Below are 16,397 nucleotides of genomic sequence, written 5' to 3'. Positions count from 1 at the left end.
CGTTTCAAGCTTGAGGAGCGACGAGATGGCCAAACCGCCCCCCACCCGGACCAAGTCCAGGGCTCCCGTGAGCCTCGCGCCGGTCAAGGCGCTGGGTTCCGGTGCGGAGCGCAAGGCCCCGGTCGCAACGGCTCCGACGCCGAACCCCGACCCCAAGCCCAAGCCCAAGCCGCCGGTATCCGGCTCGTCTGCGCCGATGCCGAAGGCCGCAGCCAAGCCCGCGGCGGCCGCGCCCGTCGCTGCTGCTGCGCCTTCCGCCGCCAAGGCGACGGCGCCCAGATCGGCGGCCACCGCACCAAAGGCCGCCAAGCCTGCAAGCGCTGCCAAGGCGACCGCTCCGCGTGTTGCGGCGACGGCTGCACCTGTCGATGCACCAGCGGCCAGGCCGCCCGAGGCGCTCGCGACACCGAAGCCTGAGGCCGATGCGCCAAAGGCGAGTGCCCCTGCGGCAGCAACCACGAGCAAAACGGCGGCGCCCGCCGCCAGGCCGGAATCGCAGCCGCCGGTCGCTGCTGTCCCCGCCGCCAAGCCCGGCATCGAGCCGACATCGCCTGAAAGCGAGTCTGCGCCGCGAGAGGCGAAACCTGCTGCGCCCGAGGCGAAGCCGACCTTGCTCGGCGAACTGCCGCCGCCGCGTCTACCGGAGGTTGCCGCACTGACGAGCGATGCCGTGATGAGCCAGGCCCTGACGATGGCGCGCGCCTTCGGGGCCCTTCAGGCCACGATGCTCGACCATGCCTGCACCCAGTTCGATGCGACGATCGGAGACGCGGAGAAGCTCGCGCGCAGCAACAGCGCCTCCGAGGCGATCGCGCTGCAGGCCAAGGCGGTTCGCCGCAGCTTCGAATCCTACGCCGAGCATCTCAAGGAACTCGCCCGCATCGCCAGCGGGGCCCTGAAAAAGGACTGAAGCCCGCTGGCCCCGCTTGCCGCGTTTTATCCGGGGGCAGGCAAATTCCCCGGTTGCAAAAGCGCAGCGTCGGCACTAGGTTCCGCGCCGCTGGGGATCGCCGTGAGCGGCAGGTCCTCACGCGCCTGATGGGCAGCCATAGCTCAGTTGGTTAGAGCGCTAGATTGTGGATCTAGAGGTCCCCCGTTCAAGCCGGGGTGGCTGTACCATTCTTCCGGAACTCCGCCGGCCTCTCGTTGAGGTGTTCGAGCCGCCGGTCTTGAACCCCGGCGGTTTCCTCGCCATATCCTTTTCGAGCGGAAGGGTTCGCCTTGCGCTTGCGGGATGCTGCCCGGCGGCGGGTCCCGATGATTGACGAGGCGCCTTTCGAGGGCTTCCGGATGACGCGTACGCCTAGCCTGTCGCACCCGTTCCTGCTCGGCTTCGACGATATCGAGCGGGCGCTCGACAGGGTGACCAAAGGCGCCAGCGAAGGGTATCCGCCCTATAACATCGAGCGTATGCCCCGGACGGAGGCCGAGCCTGACCGGCTTCGGATCACCTTGGCCGTGGCGGGCTTTGCCCGCGAGCAGCTCGAGATCACGCTGGAGGAAAACCAGCTGACCATCCGCGGGCGTCAAAGCGACGACAAGAACCGCCAATTCCTGCACCGCGGCATCGCCGCGCGCCAGTTCCAGCGCAGCTTTCTGCTGGCGGACGGCATGCAGGTGATGGGCGCGGATCTTTCGAACGGCCTGCTTGCCATCGATCTGGTCAGGCCGGAACCGGAACGGCTCGTCCGGCGTATCGATATCGTGAGCCGAGACTAGAAGGGTCGGATGGCCCGAATGTGAAGGGTGCGAGGCGGTTTACGCATCTGTTCATTTTTGAAGGCGCAGTATCGAACCGCATTCGCACTGCTCGGAAGGAGGGCGCGATGAAACAGGACAGGACTTTCACGCAGAACGACCCGCTGACCCCCGCTGAATTCGCAGCGCTGGGCGCAGGAGAGGTCGCCTATGTCAAGCCGATGACCTCGGACGAATTGATGCGGCTTTACCCGCACGCGCCGAAGATCGAGCCGGGCTTGCATCTCTACACGCTGCTTTCGGCCGATGGGGCGCCGATCCTGGTGACCGACACCCGCGAGGCTGCGACCGCCAACGCCTGGGAACACGACCTCAAGATGGTCAGCGTCCACTGACGGAGCGCTCAGGCTGCGGTCGCTATTCCGGCGACCGCGGCGATGAGCCGCGTCAGGTCCTCCGGCGTTGACAGGCGGTGGTCGCCATCCTTGACCAGCGTCAGCACGACCGGATCCCCCACCAGATGCTCGACCAGCTTAACGGCCTGGCGCCAGGGCACGTCAGGGTCGCGCATGCCCTGGAGGATATGGACAGGGCAGCCGGGGCTGATCTGGCTGCCGAACAGGAGATGCCGGCGCCCGTCCTCGATCAGCCCCCGCGTGATCGGCGTGGGCTCGGAAGAATACTCGGAAGCGCGCTGCCAGGCGCCTTCTTCCATGATCGTCCTGCGGATCGAATCGGGCATCTGCGCCCACATCAGCTCTTCGGTGAAATCCACCGCGGGCGCGATCAGCACGAGCCCTGCCGGCTGCCTTGCGGTGCCGAGGAGGCGCCGTGCCGTCAGCAGCGCAATCCATCCGCCCATCGACGATCCGACGAGGATCGGCGGCCGGTCGCAGCGGCTCTCGATCGCGGCCAGTGCATCGGAGAGCCAGTCTGAGAGGGTAAAGTCGGCGAAGGCGCCTTCGCTTTCGCCATGGCCGCCATAGTCGAATCGCAGGAAGGCGCGGCCTTGTGCCGAAGCCCACTGCGCCAGCGCTTCAGCCTTGGTGGCCCGCATGTCGGAGCGGAATCCGCCGAGCCAGACGACGGGCGCCCCGTCACCCTCCTGCTGGAGATAGGCCAGGCGCCGCTGCGACGAGGCTCCGCCGACATCGAGCCATTGTGGTGGCTGGCGCTCCAAGGCAAATCTCCTGTGGCGAATCGGGTGCGAAGAGCAATTCGAGGCTGCGGCCTCTTTCGGACAGGGGCATAGTCGCCCGCAACAACGGAAGTCCAGATCATCGAGCGCATGACCTTCAAGCCGGGTGCCCATCTTTCGCTGCCGTCGACCGAGACGCATCCGCTCGCCGGACGCACGATTCTGCAGATCATCCCGGAGCTGGAAGCCGGCGGCGCCGAGCGCACCGCCGTCGATATCGCCAAGGGGTTGACGGAGGTGGGCGCGCGCGCCGTCGTCGCAACGGAGGGCGGCCGGCTCGTTGCGGAATTGCAGGCCAAGGGCGGCGTCTGGCTGCCCTTTCCGGCCGCCACGAAGAATCCCGTCGGCATGGCGCTCAATGTGCGCAAGCTCGTCGAGCTGTGCCGGGAGGAGGCCGTCGATCTGGTCCACGCGCGCTCCCGGGCCCCCGCCTGGGTCGCGCTGGCAGCCGCGCGCCTGCTCAAGCTGCCTTTCGTCACCACCTATCACGGCTCCTACAACAGCCGTTCGGCGGTCAAGACGCTCTATAATTCGGTGATGGCGCGCGGCGACGTCGTCATCGCCAATTCCGCCTACACCGCCGGCCTGATCCTGGCGAAGCATCCGATGGCGCGAGATCGCGTCCGCGTGGTCAACCGCGGCACCAATTTCTCCGCCTTCGCGCCGGCCGCGGTCACGTCAGAGCGGGTACAGGCGCTGCGCCGGGCCTGGGGCGTCGAGCCGCATCAGCGGATCGTTCTGCTGCCCGGCCGGCTGACGAGCTGGAAGGGCCAGCGGGTGCTGATCGAGGCCGCGCGCATCATGCGCGATGGCGGCGATGTCGAGACCGCCTTCATTCTCGCCGGCGACGCCCAGGGCCGCGACGGCTATGTGAAGGAGCTCGACGGGTTGATTGCGAAGGCCGGGCTCGAGGGGCGAGTGCGCCGAGTCGGCCATTGCAGCGACATGCCGGCGGCGATGTTGTCGGCAGCCGTCGTCGCGGTGCCTTCGACCGATCCGGAAGCTTTCGGCCGTGTCGCGGTGGAGGCACAGGCGATGGGCACGCCCGTCGTCGTTTCCGATCTCGGCGCCGTGCCGGAGACGGTGCTCGCGCCGCCGCAGGTCGCTCCGGGCGAGCGGACCGGCTGGCGCGTGCCGCCGGGCGATGCCGCCGCGCTGGCTGCCGGACTGGAAGAGGTCCTGGCGCTGCGCCCGTCCGCGCGGGACGCGCTGGCGCGCCGCGCGCGAACCCATGTCGAGCGCCATTTCTCGCTGGAAGCGATGGTGGCGGAAACCCTCGACGTTTATTGCGCGTTGCTTGGACGCTGACGCGGCTGGTATCGGGCGGCGCCAGAACAGCCGCTGCTGGCCGATCTGCCAGCGTCATCCATTGACAACGCGCGTCTTTGTGCAATGTGTCTCAGCCATCGGCGCCTGAAGCGCCATATTCAGGAGAAGACCCCATTCGTCGTCCGTACCGCGCAGCCCCGACCCCGGTTAAGGAAGGTCCCCGCTCGAACCGCGACATTCGCGGCGTTCGCGAAGTTCAGCTCATCGACGATACCGGCGCCAACCGTGGCGTGGTGTCGTTCTTCGATGCGCTGAAGATCGCCGAGGATGCCGGTCTCGACCTCGTCGAGATCGCCCCGAACTCCGTGCCGCCCGTCTGCAAGATTCTCGACTATGGCCGCTTCCGCTTTCTCGAGCAGAAGAAGGCGGCCGAGGCGCGCAAGAAGCAGCGCACCATCGAGATCAAGGAGATCAAGCTGCGTCCCGGCATCGACACCCACGATTACGAGGTGAAGATGAAGGCGATGCACGGCTTCTTCGAGGAAGGCGACAAGGTAAAGGTCACCCTGCGCTTCCGCGGCCGCGAAATGGCGCACCAGGATCTCGGCGTGAAGGTGCTCGAACGGGTCAAGGTCGATACCGCAGAGGTCGCCAAGGTCGAGAGCGACTGGCAGCTCGAAGGTCGCCAGATGGTGATGGTGCTGGCGCCGCGCTGAGCCGCGTCAGGCCTTCAGGCAGTATGATGAGCCCCGGCCTTATGGTCGGGGTTTTTCGTTGTGCAACTGTGTAGCGGATGCCGCAAATTTGTGCGTTCCGGCAGGCCGGCGCCCGATGCGAATCACGCGGCAAGATGATCTCCTAACGTCACGGAAGGATAGGCTGAGGCCTCGGCGCTTCCGTTGGCTATCGGTCGAGGCTGGCGTGCTGGATATCATCGGACCGGAAGAGCGGCGCCTCGCGCAACTGATCCGGCATATGCGCTCGGTCGACGACTATCGTCAGACCTTCGATCGCCTGCAGGCTTCCTGGGATACGCTGACGCTCCTGGGGCAATTGTCCGGTGGTGCGACCGAGATGGAGGGAACGCGAACCGCCTTCTCCCGCCTGACCACCGAACTGCTGGGGCATCTTGCGGTCGCGACGCGCGACAAGGTCGTGGCCGAGCTGCGCACCAAGGCGCAGAATGCGATCGACCTGCTGGTGCGCAACCTGTTCGAGCGGACCGCGGATATCGGCTTCCTCGCTGCCGACACGGACATCCGGGAGTTTCTCGAGCAGGGCACTGAGGATGGCGCCGCACGCGCCCGGATCGAGGCGCGCTTCCGCGACTACGTCGCCAAATATTCGGTCTATGCCGATATCGTGCTGGTGGATGGTGCGGGGACGGTCAAGGCCCGCCTGACGGAGCATCCGTCTGGCCAGATCCTGCATCCGGTGATCGGCGAGGCGCTCAACTCCGCCGGGGCCTATGTCGAGCATTACGGCCCCGCCGACTTCGTCTCGGAGACCAACGAGCTTCTTTATGCCTGGCGGGTGGAGGGGCAGGCCGGCCGGCCGCTCGGCGTGCTGGTGCTGGTCTTCCGGCTTGCCGACGAGATGGCCGGGATTTTCCGGAAGCTTCTGCCGGAAGCTGATTGGACCGTGCTTGGCTGCGTCACGCCCGAGGGGCGGGTCGTGGCGGGTTCCTGTCCGCTGCAAATGCCGCGCGGGCTGCGCGTCGCGACCGCGGATCTCCGGGGGCGCGCACCGATTCTGCGGCTCGGCGGGCGCCGCTATCTCGCCGTGGCCTGCCGGCCGGCGCCCTATCAGGGTTATGCCGGCCCCGGCTGGCTGGGGCTGGGCCTGGTGCCGCTGGAGGCGGCCTTCGATGCGGAGGATGGGCCGGCCGCCGAAATGGACGAGCAGGTGCTGGGCGCCGTCACCAGCCGGTCCGAGCTGTTCCCGCCGGCCTTGAAGACCGTTTCCCGGCAGGCCGCCGCGATCCAGAGCAACCTCAACCGCGCCGTCTGGAACGGTTCGATCCGGCAGGCCGGCTCCGCCCATGCCAACGCCGCCTTCTCCAAGATCCTGCTCTGGGAAATTTCGGATGCGGGCCGCAAGACCCAGGAGGCCTGCGACGCCTCGATCCGGGAGCTGCATCGCACCGTCGTGGCCGCCATGCTCGGCAAATGCCGGTCGCGCGCAGCGCTGGCGATCGATGTCATGGACCGCAATCTCTACGAGCGCGCCAATGATTGCCGCTGGTGGGCGCTGAACGCGACCTTCGCCCGTGCGCTCGCATCGCCCTCCCGCGAGATGGCCCAGCTCTGCGGCAAGACCCTTGCGACGATCAATGCGCTCTATACCGTCTACACCAACCTGATCCTCTTCGATGCGCAGGGGATGGTCGTGGCGGTCTCGCAGCCAGACCAGTCCGGCTGGATCGGCGTCACGCTGAAGGAGGAGTGGGTCGCGCGCACGCTCGCGCTGCGCTCCGGTCAACATTATGTCGTGTCGGGCTTCGAGCCGTCCCCGCTCTATGGCGAGGCGGCGACGCTGATCTACGCCGCCGCCGTGCAGGACGAGGCAGGCCGTGCGATCGGCGGCATCGCGATCGTCTTCGACGCCACCCCGCAATTTGCCGCGATCCTGAACGACTGCCTGCCCGCCGACGATTCCGGGCAGCCGCTTCCGGGCGGCTTCGCCCTGCTGGTCGGCCGCGATGGCCGCGTTCTCTCCTCGACCGAGCCTGGATTCGCCGTCGGCGCAGCCAGCCCCTTCGCGATCGACCCGGCCGCTCTGGCGAGGGATGGCGACATGGCGACGATCCGCCGTATCGGCGGGCGCTTTTTCGCCATTGGGGCCGCCTTCTCGAAGGGCTATCGCGAGTACAGGACCAGCGACGGTCATCAACCTGATGCGATGGCGATCTGCGCCGTGCCGCTGGGAGAAGCCGCCGCGGCGGCGCAGCCGCGGGTGATGCGCGGCGGCGGCGCGGCCGGACATGCCCAGCCAGCACTGCGTCGTCCCGAGGGCGCCGTGACCTTCGAGGCCGCGACCTTCGATATCGGGCGCCACTGGCTCGGCGTCGGCGCCGGGCAGGTGGTGGAGGCGGTGGACTTCGCCGATCTCAAGCCCTCTGCGCGCCGCGCGCCGGACGGCCTTCTGGCCGGCTACAAGCTGCATGAGGGCGAGCCGGTGCCCGTGCTGCGGCTGGACCGGATGCTCGGCTTCGAGGCAGGCGAGGCGGAGGAGCGTCAGATCGTGATCGTGAAGGCTGCGGGGCGGACCTTCGGTCTGGTGGTCGATGCGCTGGGGCCGATTCCCGAGATCGCCGAAAACGAGATCCAGCCGCTCCGCGAAATGGGGGGCCGTTTCGACGTGCCCGCTCGTGGACTTGTGGCGTCCGACTCCGTCGCGGGCGGCGCCCGCGGCATGCTGCTTCTGCTCGATGCCGAAAGGCTCGGCGTGCGGCTGGAGACCGAGGCCCGCGCGCTGGTCCACGCGGCCGAGTGACGGATCGGCCGGCGGCCGTTCGCCGGCTCTTGCCACAAGCCGGCTTTTCTGCGATACGCGCGTCCTTCGATCGCCCGGCTGATAAGGGCTGCCGTGGCGGTCGATCTTTGCTTCCTGAAAGCAAGAACTGGCCGAAGCCGCCGCAAGGCGCGCGGGCCTATGACCGATAGGAGCCGAAATGCCCAAGATGAAGACCAAATCGGCCGCCAAAAAGCGGTTCAAGATCACCGGTACCGGCAAGGTGCTCTACGCCCAGGCCGGCAAGCGTCATGGGATGATTAAGCGGACCAACAAGCAGATCCGCAATCACCGCGGCACGACGACCCTCTTCGAGGGCGATGCGGCCAACGTGAAGAAGTACTTCCTCCCCAACGGCTGACGCTTCCTGACACACCGGAGATCATGACATGGCTCGCGTGAAACGGGGCGTAACGTCCCACGCCAAGCACAAGAAAGTTTTCAAGGCTGCGAAGGGCTTCTACGGCCGTCGCAAGAACACGATCCGCGCCGCCAAGGCGGCCGTCGATCGCTCGATGCAGTACGCCTATCGCGACCGCAAGAACCGGAAGCGCACCTTCCGCGCGCTCTGGATCCAGCGTCTGAACGCTGCGGTGCGCGAGCACGGCCTGACCTATTCGGTCTTCATCGGCGGCCTGATCAAGGCCGGCATCGAGCTGGACCGCAAGACCCTGTCGGCCATGGCCATCGACGATGCGGCCTCGTTCGCCGCGGTCGTGGAGACGGTCAAGGGCGCGCTGGGCGCCGAAGCCAAGGCCGCCTGAGCGGGCTTGGCCGTTTGATTTCAGAAGAGGCCGGCGGAAACGCCGGCCTTTTTTGTTGGCGGTCGCTTCCCCGTCATTGCGAGCGCTTCAGCTCTGCACGCTGCCGTTCTGCGGCGGGTGCCAGCCGTCGCCCGCGCGGCTGACGATGCACTGATACGCCTCGTCCGGCGTATCGGCATAGGAGAACAGCTTGAGGTCTTGCGCGCGGATGAAGCCGGCCTCCAGCATCGTGTCGAGATTCACCAGCCCCTTCCAATAGGACGAATCGAACAGCACGATCGGCACCGCCCGCATCTTCCCGGTCTGCACCAGCGTCATGATCTCGAAGAGTTCGTCCAGCGTGCCGAAGCCGCCGGGAAAGACGACCAGCGCCGCGGCACGCATCGCCAGATGCATCTTGCGCATCGCGAAATAGTGGAAGCGGAAGGTCAGGTCCGGCGTCGACCAGGCATTCGGCTCCTGCTCGTGCGGGAGCGTGATGTTGAAGCCGATCGAGAGCGCCCCGGCTTCCGTCGCGCCGCGGTTGGCGGCTTCCATGATGCCCGGACCGCCCCCGGTCGCGATGACGTGGTCGCGGCCGGCCTCTCCGTCCCTCAGCGCGCCGCCCCGCACCGAGGCAATATGCGCGAATTCGCGCGCGGCCTCGTAGCGCGGGTCGCCCTCGCGCACCCGTGCCGAGCCGAACACGACGATCGTCGAGACGACGCCGCGCGCCCGCAGGCTGTCCTCCGCCTTCTGGTATTCCAGCATGAAGCGGGCGCCCCGCGTGGAATCGCCGAGGATGAAATCGGGATCGAGGGCAGCCAGACGGTAGGAGGGCGATTCCTTCTGGGCTGTGTTGTCGGGCATTTCGTCCTCCTGCATCCGTCGGCAAAGTGTCGGTCCGCTCTGGCATAACCCCGTCGTTCCCGCTAGAACGCGCCGGTTCCGACGCCTCCAAACGCTTGCGACCTGTTCATGACCGATCTTGCCACCCTGGAACGCGATGTTCTCGCCGCGATCGACGCCGCCGCCAACGAGGCAGCCGTCGAGGATGTGCGCATCGGCGCGCTCGGCAAATCGGGCTCGATCTCGGCCCTGCTGAAGACTCTGGGCGGCATGACGCCCGATGAGCGCAAGGAGAAGGGGCCGCTGATCAACGGCCTGCGCGACCGTGTGCAAACCGCGATCGTCGCCCGCAAGGAGGCTCTCGGCGAGGCGGCGCTGGAAGCCCGGCTCGCTTCGGAGCGCGTCGACGTCTCGCTGCCAGTGCAGGAGGGACCCGAGTCGCGCGGGCGCATCCACCCCATCACCCAGGTGATCGACGAGATCACCGCGATCTTCGGCGATATGGGCTTCACCATCGCCGAAGGGCCGGATGTCGAGACCGACGACCTCAACTTCACCAAGTTGAATTTCCCCGTCGGCCATCCGGCGCGGGAAATGCACGACACCTTCTTCTTCGCGCCGGACGCGAATGGCGAGCGCAAGCTGCTGCGCACCCACACCTCGCCGGTGCAGGTCCGCACCATGCTCGCCCAGGAGCCGCCGATCCGCGTGATCTGCCCGGGGCGCACCTACCGCAACGATTCCGACCAGACCCACACACCGATGTTCCATCAGGTCGAGGGGCTGGTGATCGACAGACAAGCCCATCTCGGTCACCTGAAGTGGATCCTCGAGGAATTCTGCAAGTCGTTCTTCGAAATTGACGACGTGAAGATGCGCTTGCGCCCGTCCTTCTTCCCCTTCACCGAGCCCTCGATGGAGGTCGACATCCAGTGCTCGCGCAAGGGCGGTGAAATCCGCTTCGGCGAGGGCGACGACTGGCTCGAAATCCTCGGCTGCGGCATGGTCCACCCGAACGTGCTGAGGAATTGCGGGCTGGACCCGGAAATCTACCAGGGCTTCGCCTGGGGCATGGGGATCGACCGCATTGCCATGCTGAAATACGGCATGCCGGATCTGCGCCCCTTCTTCGAGGCGGATGTGCGCTGGCTCGCCCATTACGGCTTCCGCCCGCTCGACCTGCCGACGCTGACGGGCGGCCTCTCGTCATGACGGCGACAGCACAGCAGAGGGCGCGATGACGCCCGCAGGCTGGGCGGCTGCGGGCGCCGGGGTCCTCGTCGCGACCAACCTCGCCAGCCAGGCGATCGCTCTGTGGCGGCTGCGCCGGCCGCTGCAGCACTCCGCCCTGCTCGACACCCTGCCGCCGGTCACCATCGTCCGGCCGGTGCGCGGCATCGAGGCCTTCAGCCGTGAAACCGCGATCTCCGGGCTGGAGCTGGATTACCCGCGCTACAGCACGATCTTCTGCGTCGCCGATGCGCAGGACCCGATCGTTCCGCTGATCGAGGAACTGGTCGGTGTCTATGGATCCGGCAAGGTGCGGCTGATCGTCGGCGACGTGCCGGTCAGCGCCAACCCCAAGCTCAACAACTGCGTGCGCGGCTGGGAGGAGGCGACGACCGATTGGGTCATCCTCGCCGATTCCAACGTGCTGATGCCGAAGGATTATATCCAGCGCATGCTGGCCGCCTGGCGGCCCGATACCGGCCTCGTCTGCTCGACGCCGGCCGGCTCGCGCCCGCAGAGCTTCGGCGCCGAGGTCGAATGCGCCTTCCTCAATGCCTTCCAGGCGCGCTGGCAATATGTCGGCGAGGCGCTGGGCCTCGGCTTCGCCCAGGGCAAGTCGATGCTCTGGAACAAGCCCTTCCTCGATGCCAATGGCGGCATCGCCGCGCTCGGTGCCGAGATCGCGGAGGATGCGGCATCGACCAAGCTCGTGCGCGCGGCGGGCAAGCACGTCCATCTTGTCGGCCAGCCCTTCGAGCAGCCGCTGGGACCGCGCCGCCTGGCTGACGCCGTGCAGCGCCAGTTCCGCTGGGCGCGGCTGCGGCGGGTAACCTTCCTGCCCTTCTTCGCGATGGAGATTATCGCGGCGCCGCTCCTGCCGGCCGTACTGGCCTTCTGGGGTGCGTCCGCGCTGGGGCTCGCGCCCTGGCTTGCGGCGCTGCTGGTGCTGGCGCTCTGGTATGCCGGTGACATCCTGCTCTCGGCCGCCACCGGCTGGTTCCTCAACTGGCGCTCACCCCTGGCCATGCTGGTCCGCGACATCGCCTTTCCTGGTATCTGGGCCTATGCCTTCGTCGGCGGCGAGGTGAGCTGGCGCGGTAATGCGATGAAGATCAGCACCGATGGCGACAACCGCCTGAACGATGCCGCGCCCGGCCTGACCACGGTCAACGCCAAGATTTCCGATTGATCCCGAGCCTGTCCTGACAAAGCGATGAAGTTCACCATCTCCTGGCTCAAAGAGCACCTCGACACCGACGCCTCCGTTGCGGAGATCGCCGGGACCCTGAATCGCATCGGCCTGGAGGTCGAGGCGATCGAGGACAAGGCCAAGGCCCTCTCGGCCTTCACCATCGCCTATGTCATCGAGGCCAAGCAGCATCCCAACGCCGACCGCCTGCGCGTCTGCATGGTGGATACGGGCGCGGGCGAGCCTGTCCAGGTCGTCTGCGGCGCGCCCAATGCCCGCACCGGCATGAAGAGCGTCTTCTCCCCGCCGGGCACCTACATTCCCGGCAAGGACATCACGCTCGGCAAGGGCGTGATCCGCGGCGTCGAATCCAACGGCATGCTCTGCTCGGCCGCCGAGCTCATGCTATCCGAGGATCATGACGGCATCATCGACCTGCCCGAGGATGCGCCGGTAGGCCAGTCCTATGCGGCCTATGCCGGGCTTGGCGATGCGGTCATCGAGATCGCGGTGACCCCGAACCGCGCTGACGCGCTCGGCGTCGCCGGCATCGCCCGTGACCTTGCCGCCGCCGGCCTTGGCACGCTGAAGAATGCACCGATCGAGTCGGTGCGCGGCACCTTCCCGTGCCCGGTTTCGGTGACGCTCGATTTCACCGGGGAGGACCGCAAGCTCTGCCCGGCCTTCGCGCTGCGCCTCGTGCGCGGGGTGAAGAACGGCCCGTCGCCGGACTGGCTGCAGGCGCGCCTGCGCGCCGTCGGCCTGCGCCCCATCAACGCGCTGGTCGACATCACCAATTTCATGACGCTCGACCGCAACCGACCGCTTCACGTCTTCGACGCCGCCAGGGTCAAGGGCGACCTCACCGTCCGCCGGGCCAGGGACGGTGAGACGATCCTCGCCCTTGACGGCAAGACCTACACGCTGACCAGCGAGCAGGTGGTGATCGCCGATGATCACGGCGTCGAATCGCTTGCCGGCATCATGGGCGGCGAGGCCTCGGGCTGCGACGAGACCACCACCGACGTGCTGATCGAGAGCGCCCTGTGGGACCCGCTCAACATCGCCCGTTCGGGCCGCGCGCTCGGTATCAACTCCGATGCCCGCTATCGCTTCGAGCGCGGCGTCGATCCGGAATTCGCACGGCCCGGCCTCGAGCTTGCCACCGCCATGGTGCTTGACCTCTGCGGGGGCGAGGCTTCCGAGATCGCCTTCGCCGGCGAGATCCCGGACAGCCCCGGCGCGGTCGACTTCCCCTGGTCGGAGGTGAAGCGCCTCACCGGCCTTGACCTGCCCCAGGCGGAAATGCAGCTCGCGCTGACCTCGCTCGGCTTCGACGTCTCGGGAGCGGGCGAGCGCGTCAAGGTCACAGCTCCGTCCTGGCGTGCCGATGTCGGTGGCAAGGCCGACCTGGTCGAGGAAATCGTCCGCATCGCGGGGCTCGACCGTGTCGTCTCCACACCGCTCCCGCGCATCAAGGGCGAGGTCGTCAAGCCGGTCCTGACCGTGCTGCAGAAGCGCACGCGCCTCGCCAAGCGCACGCTGGCGGCGCGCGGCCTCGTCGAGGGCGTGACCTGGTCCTTTATTTCAAAGGATCAGGCGACGCTGTTCGGCGGCGGCTCGCCCAAGCTCGCGCTGGCCAATCCGATCGCGGCCGATCTCTCCGACATGCGGCCCTCGCTGCTGCCGGGGCTGATCCGCGCCGCGCAGAGCAATGCCGATCGCGGCTATCCGGACGTGGCGCTGTTCGAGGTCGGCCAGATCTTCCTCAGCGACGAGCCGGAAGGTCAGCTGATCGCAGCCACGGGGCTGCGCCGCGGGACCGCCCATCTCGCGGCCCAGGGCCGCCATTGGGACGGGGCGGCCAAGCCGGTCGACGTCTTCGATGCCAAGGCCGATGCGCTCGCGCTGCTCGCCGGGCTCGGCGTGCCGACCGGCGGCTTGCAGATCGTGCCGGAGGGTCCGGCCTGGGCCCATCCCGGCCGGTCTGCCACGCTGCGCTTCGGACCCAAAGGCGTCATCGGCGCCTTCGGCGAGCTTCACCCGCGCATCCTCAAGGCGCTGGACGCCAAGGGTCCGCTGGTCGCCTTCGAGATCCATCTCGATGCGCTGCCGCTGCCGAAATCCAAGCCGACCAAGGTCAAGCCGAAGCTCGTGCTCTCCGATTTCCAGCCGCTGACGCGCGACTTCGCCTTCATCGTCGACCAGTCCGTGGCTGCCGGCGAGATGGCCAAGACGGCACAGAACGCGGATCGCGCCTTGATCGCCGGCGCCAACGTCTTCGACATCTATGAGGGCCAGGGCGTCGAGGCCGGCAAGAAGTCTGTCGCGCTCGCCGTGACGCTGCAGCCGACCGAGAAGACGCTGACGGACACCGAAATCGAGACGGTCGGCGCCAGGATCGTCGCGGAGATGGCCAAGCGCTACGGCGCGACGCTGCGGGGGTAAAGCGGTACGAAAGCGGCGTCATGCTCGGGCTTGACCCGAGCATCTCGTCCGTGGGCGCTGGCAACCGCTCTCTGGCAAGAGATTCTCGGGTCTGCGCTGCGCTTCGCCCGAGAATGACGCCGGAAGGCCGCGCGAACCATTGGTCAGGATTATGTAATAATCCGCGGCAGAACTCACGGCGCTTTCGCGCTATCCGCGTCCGATTATTGCAGAAATCCTTTCCATGACGATCACCGATAGTCCCGTCGCCGACAGCCTCTTTCCCGGTTTCCGCCTTCTCGATGTCCAGACCTCGGGAGCGCGCATTCGCGTCCGCACCGGCGGGGAGGGGGTGCCGCTGCTCCTGCTCCATGGCTATCCGCAGACCCATGTGCTCTGGCACAAGGTCGCCGAGCGGCTGAAGGACCGGTTCACCCTCGTCTGCGCCGATCTGCGCGGCTATGGTAACAGCGAGAAGCCGCCGACCGACGCCGATCACGCCCCCTATTCCAAGCGGGCCATGGCGCAGGACATGGCTGAGGTCATGACAGCGCTCGGCCATGAGCGCTTTTTTGTCGGCGCGCATGATCGCGGCGCCCGTGTCGCTCATCGCCTGGGGCTCGACCATGCCGAGCGCGTCCTGAAGCTGGCGACGCTCGATATCGCTCCGACTCGCGAGATGTATGCCGGCACCACCGACGCCTTCGCCCGCGCCTATTGGCACTGGTTCTTCCTGATCCAGCCGGCGCCTTTCCCGGAGCGCATGATCGGGGCCGATCCGGAGGCCTATTGGCGCAAGAAATGCGGTTCGGGCTCGGCCGGGCTCGCGCCCTTCGCGCCGGAGGCGCTGGCGCATTACCTCCGCTGCTTCGCCGACCCGGCTGTCATCCACGGCTCCTGCGAGGATTACCGCGCCGCCGCGACGATCGATATCCGCCATGACGACGAGGATGGCGGGCGCAAGCTCACCCAGCCGCTGCTCGCGCTCTGGGGTGCCAACGGCATCATCGGCAAATGCTTCGATCCGCTGGCGCTGTGGCGCGAGCGTGCGCAGGATGTGCACGGCCACGCCCTGCCGGGCGGGCATTATCTCGCGGAGGAACTGCCCGACCAGGTCGCGCAGGAGTTCGCGACCTTCTTCGGAGCCGCATCATGACCCGCACCAACCGCGTCTACCGCATCGCCGTCATTCCGGGCGACGGCATCGGCAAGGAGGTCATGCCGGAAGGGCTGCGCGTGCTCGAGGCGGCGGCAAAGCAATATGGCTTCGAATTGCGGCTCGATACCTTCGATTTCTCGTCCTGCGACTACTATGCCAAGCATGGCAGGATGCTGCCGGAGGATTGGAAGGAGCAGATTTCCGGCCATGACGCGCTCTATTTCGGGGCGGTCGGCATGCCCCAGCAGGTGCCGGACCATATCTCGCTCTGGGGCTCGCTGCTGCTGTTCCGGCGTGAATTCGACCAGTATGTGAACCTGCGCCCCGTGCGGCTGATGCCGGGCGTGCCCGGACCGCTCGTCGGCCGCAAGCCGGGCGACATCGACTTCTTCGTCGTGCGCGAGAACACCGAGGGCGAGTATTCATCAGTCGGCGGGCGCATGTACGCCGGCACCGAGCGCGAGATCGTCATCCAGGAGACGGTGATGAGCCGCGTCGGCGTCGACCGCGTGCTGAAATACGCTTTCGAGCTGGCGCAGCGCCGGCCACGCAAGAAGCTGACCTCGGCCACCAAGTCCAACGGCATCTCGATCACGATGCCCTATTGGGACGAGCGGGTGAAGGAGATGGCGAAGCACTATCCGGATGTGGCCGTCGACCAGTACCATATCGACATCCTGACCGCGCATTTCGTGCTGAACCCTGACCGCTTCGACGTGGTCGTCGCCTCGAACCTCTTCGGCGACATCCTCTCCGATCTCGGCCCGGCCTGCACCGGCACGATCGGCATCGCCCCGTCCGGGAACATCAATCCAACCCGCGAATTCCCATCGCTGTTCGAGCCGGTCCACGGCTCGGCTCCCGATATCGCGGGTCAGGGCATCGCCAATCCGGTCGGCATGATCTGGTCCGGCGCGATGATGCTCGACCATCTCGGCGAGCATGACGCGGCGAAGGGGATCGAGGCCGCGATCGAGCGGGCATTGGGCGATGCCCGCACCCGCACCCGCGATCTCGGCGGAACGCTCGATACCACGGCTGCCGGCAAGGCGGTCGCGGAGGCATTGGGCTGAACAGGGCCGGGACGCAGCCGCCTTTGGCGGCTGCGATGGCAAGAGCCGG

Annotated in this window: 15 protein-coding genes and 1 tRNA gene; 14 read left to right on the top strand and 2 right to left on the bottom strand. The window is 67.2% G+C overall.

Annotation, left to right across the window (positions count from 1 at the left end; all coding sequences use genetic code 11):
- Nucleotides 1–25: 25 nt before the first annotated feature.
- From BW981_RS22270 to BW981_RS03715, 4 genes are all read left to right on the top strand, one after another.
- The gene (locus BW981_RS22270; protein ID WP_083712122.1) at nt 26–910 is read left to right on the top strand and encodes a phasin family protein; all 885 of its coding nucleotides are present in this window, start codon (nt 26–28) and stop codon (nt 908–910) included.
- Between the two features lie 132 nt (nt 911–1,042).
- A tRNA-His gene (locus tag BW981_RS03725) sits at nt 1,043–1,119 on the top strand.
- Between the two features lie 171 nt (nt 1,120–1,290).
- Nucleotides 1,291–1,719: an Hsp20 family protein gene (locus BW981_RS03720; protein WP_076436816.1), complete on the top strand. Its 429-nt coding sequence runs from the start codon at nt 1,291–1,293 to the stop codon at nt 1,717–1,719.
- 107 nt (nt 1,720–1,826) lie between these two features.
- Entirely contained in the window at nt 1,827–2,093 is a 267-nt protein-coding gene (locus BW981_RS03715; RefSeq protein ID WP_076436287.1) for a BQ00720 family protein, read from the top strand.
- 8 nt (nt 2,094–2,101) lie between these two features.
- Here BW981_RS03715 and BW981_RS03710 read toward each other — a convergent pair whose 3' ends face one another.
- Entirely contained in the window at nt 2,102–2,878 is a 777-nt protein-coding gene (locus BW981_RS03710) for an alpha/beta hydrolase (RefSeq protein WP_076436285.1), read from the bottom strand.
- A 108-nt stretch (nt 2,879–2,986) separates the two neighbouring features.
- Between BW981_RS03710 and BW981_RS03705 the strand changes: the two genes are divergently transcribed.
- The 5 genes from BW981_RS03705 to rplT all read left to right on the top strand — a co-directional run bounded on the left by BW981_RS03705 (nt 2,987) and on the right by rplT (nt 8,442).
- Entirely contained in the window at nt 2,987–4,204 is a 1,218-nt protein-coding gene (locus tag BW981_RS03705) for a glycosyltransferase family 4 protein (RefSeq protein WP_076436284.1), read from the top strand.
- A gap of 134 nt (nt 4,205–4,338) precedes the next feature.
- Entirely contained in the window at nt 4,339–4,881 is a 543-nt protein-coding gene (gene infC / locus BW981_RS03700) for a translation initiation factor IF-3 (RefSeq protein ID WP_076436814.1), read from the top strand.
- A gap of 205 nt (nt 4,882–5,086) precedes the next feature.
- The gene (locus BW981_RS03695) at nt 5,087–7,660 is read left to right on the top strand and encodes a chemotaxis protein CheW (RefSeq protein ID WP_175624030.1); all 2,574 of its coding nucleotides are present in this window, start codon (nt 5,087–5,089) and stop codon (nt 7,658–7,660) included.
- Between the two features lie 178 nt (nt 7,661–7,838).
- Complete coding sequence (gene rpmI, locus BW981_RS03690) at nt 7,839–8,039, top strand: 50S ribosomal protein L35 (protein WP_038361062.1); 201 nt, start codon at nt 7,839–7,841, stop codon at nt 8,037–8,039.
- Nucleotides 8,040–8,067: 28 nt separating this feature from the next.
- Nucleotides 8,068–8,442 (top strand): 50S ribosomal protein L20, encoded by a 375-nt coding sequence (gene rplT / locus BW981_RS03685; RefSeq protein WP_076436282.1) that lies wholly within the window; start codon nt 8,068–8,070, stop codon nt 8,440–8,442.
- Nucleotides 8,443–8,529: 87 nt separating this feature from the next.
- Here rplT and BW981_RS03680 read toward each other — a convergent pair whose 3' ends face one another.
- Nucleotides 8,530–9,291, bottom strand: coding sequence for an LOG family protein (locus BW981_RS03680; RefSeq protein WP_244560203.1), 762 nt, complete (start codon nt 9,289–9,291; stop codon nt 8,530–8,532).
- Between the two features lie 108 nt (nt 9,292–9,399).
- Here BW981_RS03680 and pheS point away from each other — a divergent pair, with 108 nt between their 5' ends.
- From pheS to BW981_RS03655, 5 genes are all read left to right on the top strand, one after another.
- Entirely contained in the window at nt 9,400–10,482 is a 1,083-nt protein-coding gene (gene pheS / locus BW981_RS03675; protein ID WP_076436279.1) for a phenylalanine--tRNA ligase subunit alpha, read from the top strand.
- Nucleotides 10,483–10,507: 25 nt separating this feature from the next.
- Nucleotides 10,508–11,689: a ceramide glucosyltransferase gene (locus BW981_RS03670; RefSeq protein WP_076436277.1), complete on the top strand. Its 1,182-nt coding sequence runs from the start codon at nt 10,508–10,510 to the stop codon at nt 11,687–11,689.
- Nucleotides 11,690–11,713: 24 nt separating this feature from the next.
- Complete coding sequence (gene pheT, locus BW981_RS03665; RefSeq protein ID WP_076436276.1) at nt 11,714–14,137, top strand: phenylalanine--tRNA ligase subunit beta; 2,424 nt, start codon at nt 11,714–11,716, stop codon at nt 14,135–14,137.
- Between the two features lie 223 nt (nt 14,138–14,360).
- Nucleotides 14,361–15,272, top strand: coding sequence for an alpha/beta fold hydrolase (locus tag BW981_RS03660; RefSeq protein ID WP_076436274.1), 912 nt, complete (start codon nt 14,361–14,363; stop codon nt 15,270–15,272).
- Nucleotides 15,269–16,348, top strand: a complete 1,080-nt coding sequence (locus BW981_RS03655) for a tartrate dehydrogenase (RefSeq protein WP_076436272.1) — start codon at nt 15,269–15,271, stop codon at nt 16,346–16,348. Before BW981_RS03660 ends, BW981_RS03655 begins: the two co-directional genes overlap by 4 nt.
- Nucleotides 16,349–16,397 lie beyond the last annotated feature (49 nt).

Origin of the sequence: Allobosea sp. TND4EK4 (assembly GCF_900156025.1) — a bacterium.
GTDB lineage: Bacteria > Pseudomonadota > Alphaproteobacteria > Rhizobiales > Beijerinckiaceae > Allobosea.
Note: the sequence above shows the minus strand (reverse complement) of the source record. Positions and strands in the feature narration are given on the sequence as shown.

Excerpts from the sequence above, each read along its gene's own strand:
- BW981_RS03660 (WP_076436274.1), top strand. The coding sequence starts at position 14,361 with ATGACGATCACCGATAGTCCCGTCGCCGACAGCCTCTTTCCCGGTTTC.
- pheS (WP_076436279.1), top strand. The coding sequence starts at position 9,400 with ATGACCGATCTTGCCACCCTGGAACGCGATGTTCTCGCCGCGATCGAC.
- BW981_RS03655 (WP_076436272.1), top strand. The coding sequence starts at position 15,269 with ATGACCCGCACCAACCGCGTCTACCGCATCGCCGTCATTCCGGGCGAC.
- BW981_RS03680 (WP_244560203.1), bottom strand. The coding sequence starts at position 9,291 with ATGCCCGACAACACAGCCCAGAAGGAATCGCCCTCCTACCGTCTGGCT.
- pheT (WP_076436276.1), top strand. The coding sequence starts at position 11,714 with ATGAAGTTCACCATCTCCTGGCTCAAAGAGCACCTCGACACCGACGCC.
- BW981_RS03705 (WP_076436284.1), top strand. The coding sequence starts at position 2,987 with ATGACCTTCAAGCCGGGTGCCCATCTTTCGCTGCCGTCGACCGAGACG.
- BW981_RS03715 (WP_076436287.1), top strand. The coding sequence starts at position 1,827 with ATGAAACAGGACAGGACTTTCACGCAGAACGACCCGCTGACCCCCGCT.
- BW981_RS03720 (WP_076436816.1), top strand. The coding sequence starts at position 1,291 with ATGACGCGTACGCCTAGCCTGTCGCACCCGTTCCTGCTCGGCTTCGAC.
- BW981_RS22270 (WP_083712122.1), top strand. The coding sequence starts at position 26 with ATGGCCAAACCGCCCCCCACCCGGACCAAGTCCAGGGCTCCCGTGAGC.
- rplT (WP_076436282.1), top strand. The coding sequence starts at position 8,068 with ATGGCTCGCGTGAAACGGGGCGTAACGTCCCACGCCAAGCACAAGAAA.
- BW981_RS03670 (WP_076436277.1), top strand. The coding sequence starts at position 10,508 with ATGACGCCCGCAGGCTGGGCGGCTGCGGGCGCCGGGGTCCTCGTCGCG.
- rpmI (WP_038361062.1), top strand. The coding sequence starts at position 7,839 with ATGCCCAAGATGAAGACCAAATCGGCCGCCAAAAAGCGGTTCAAGATC.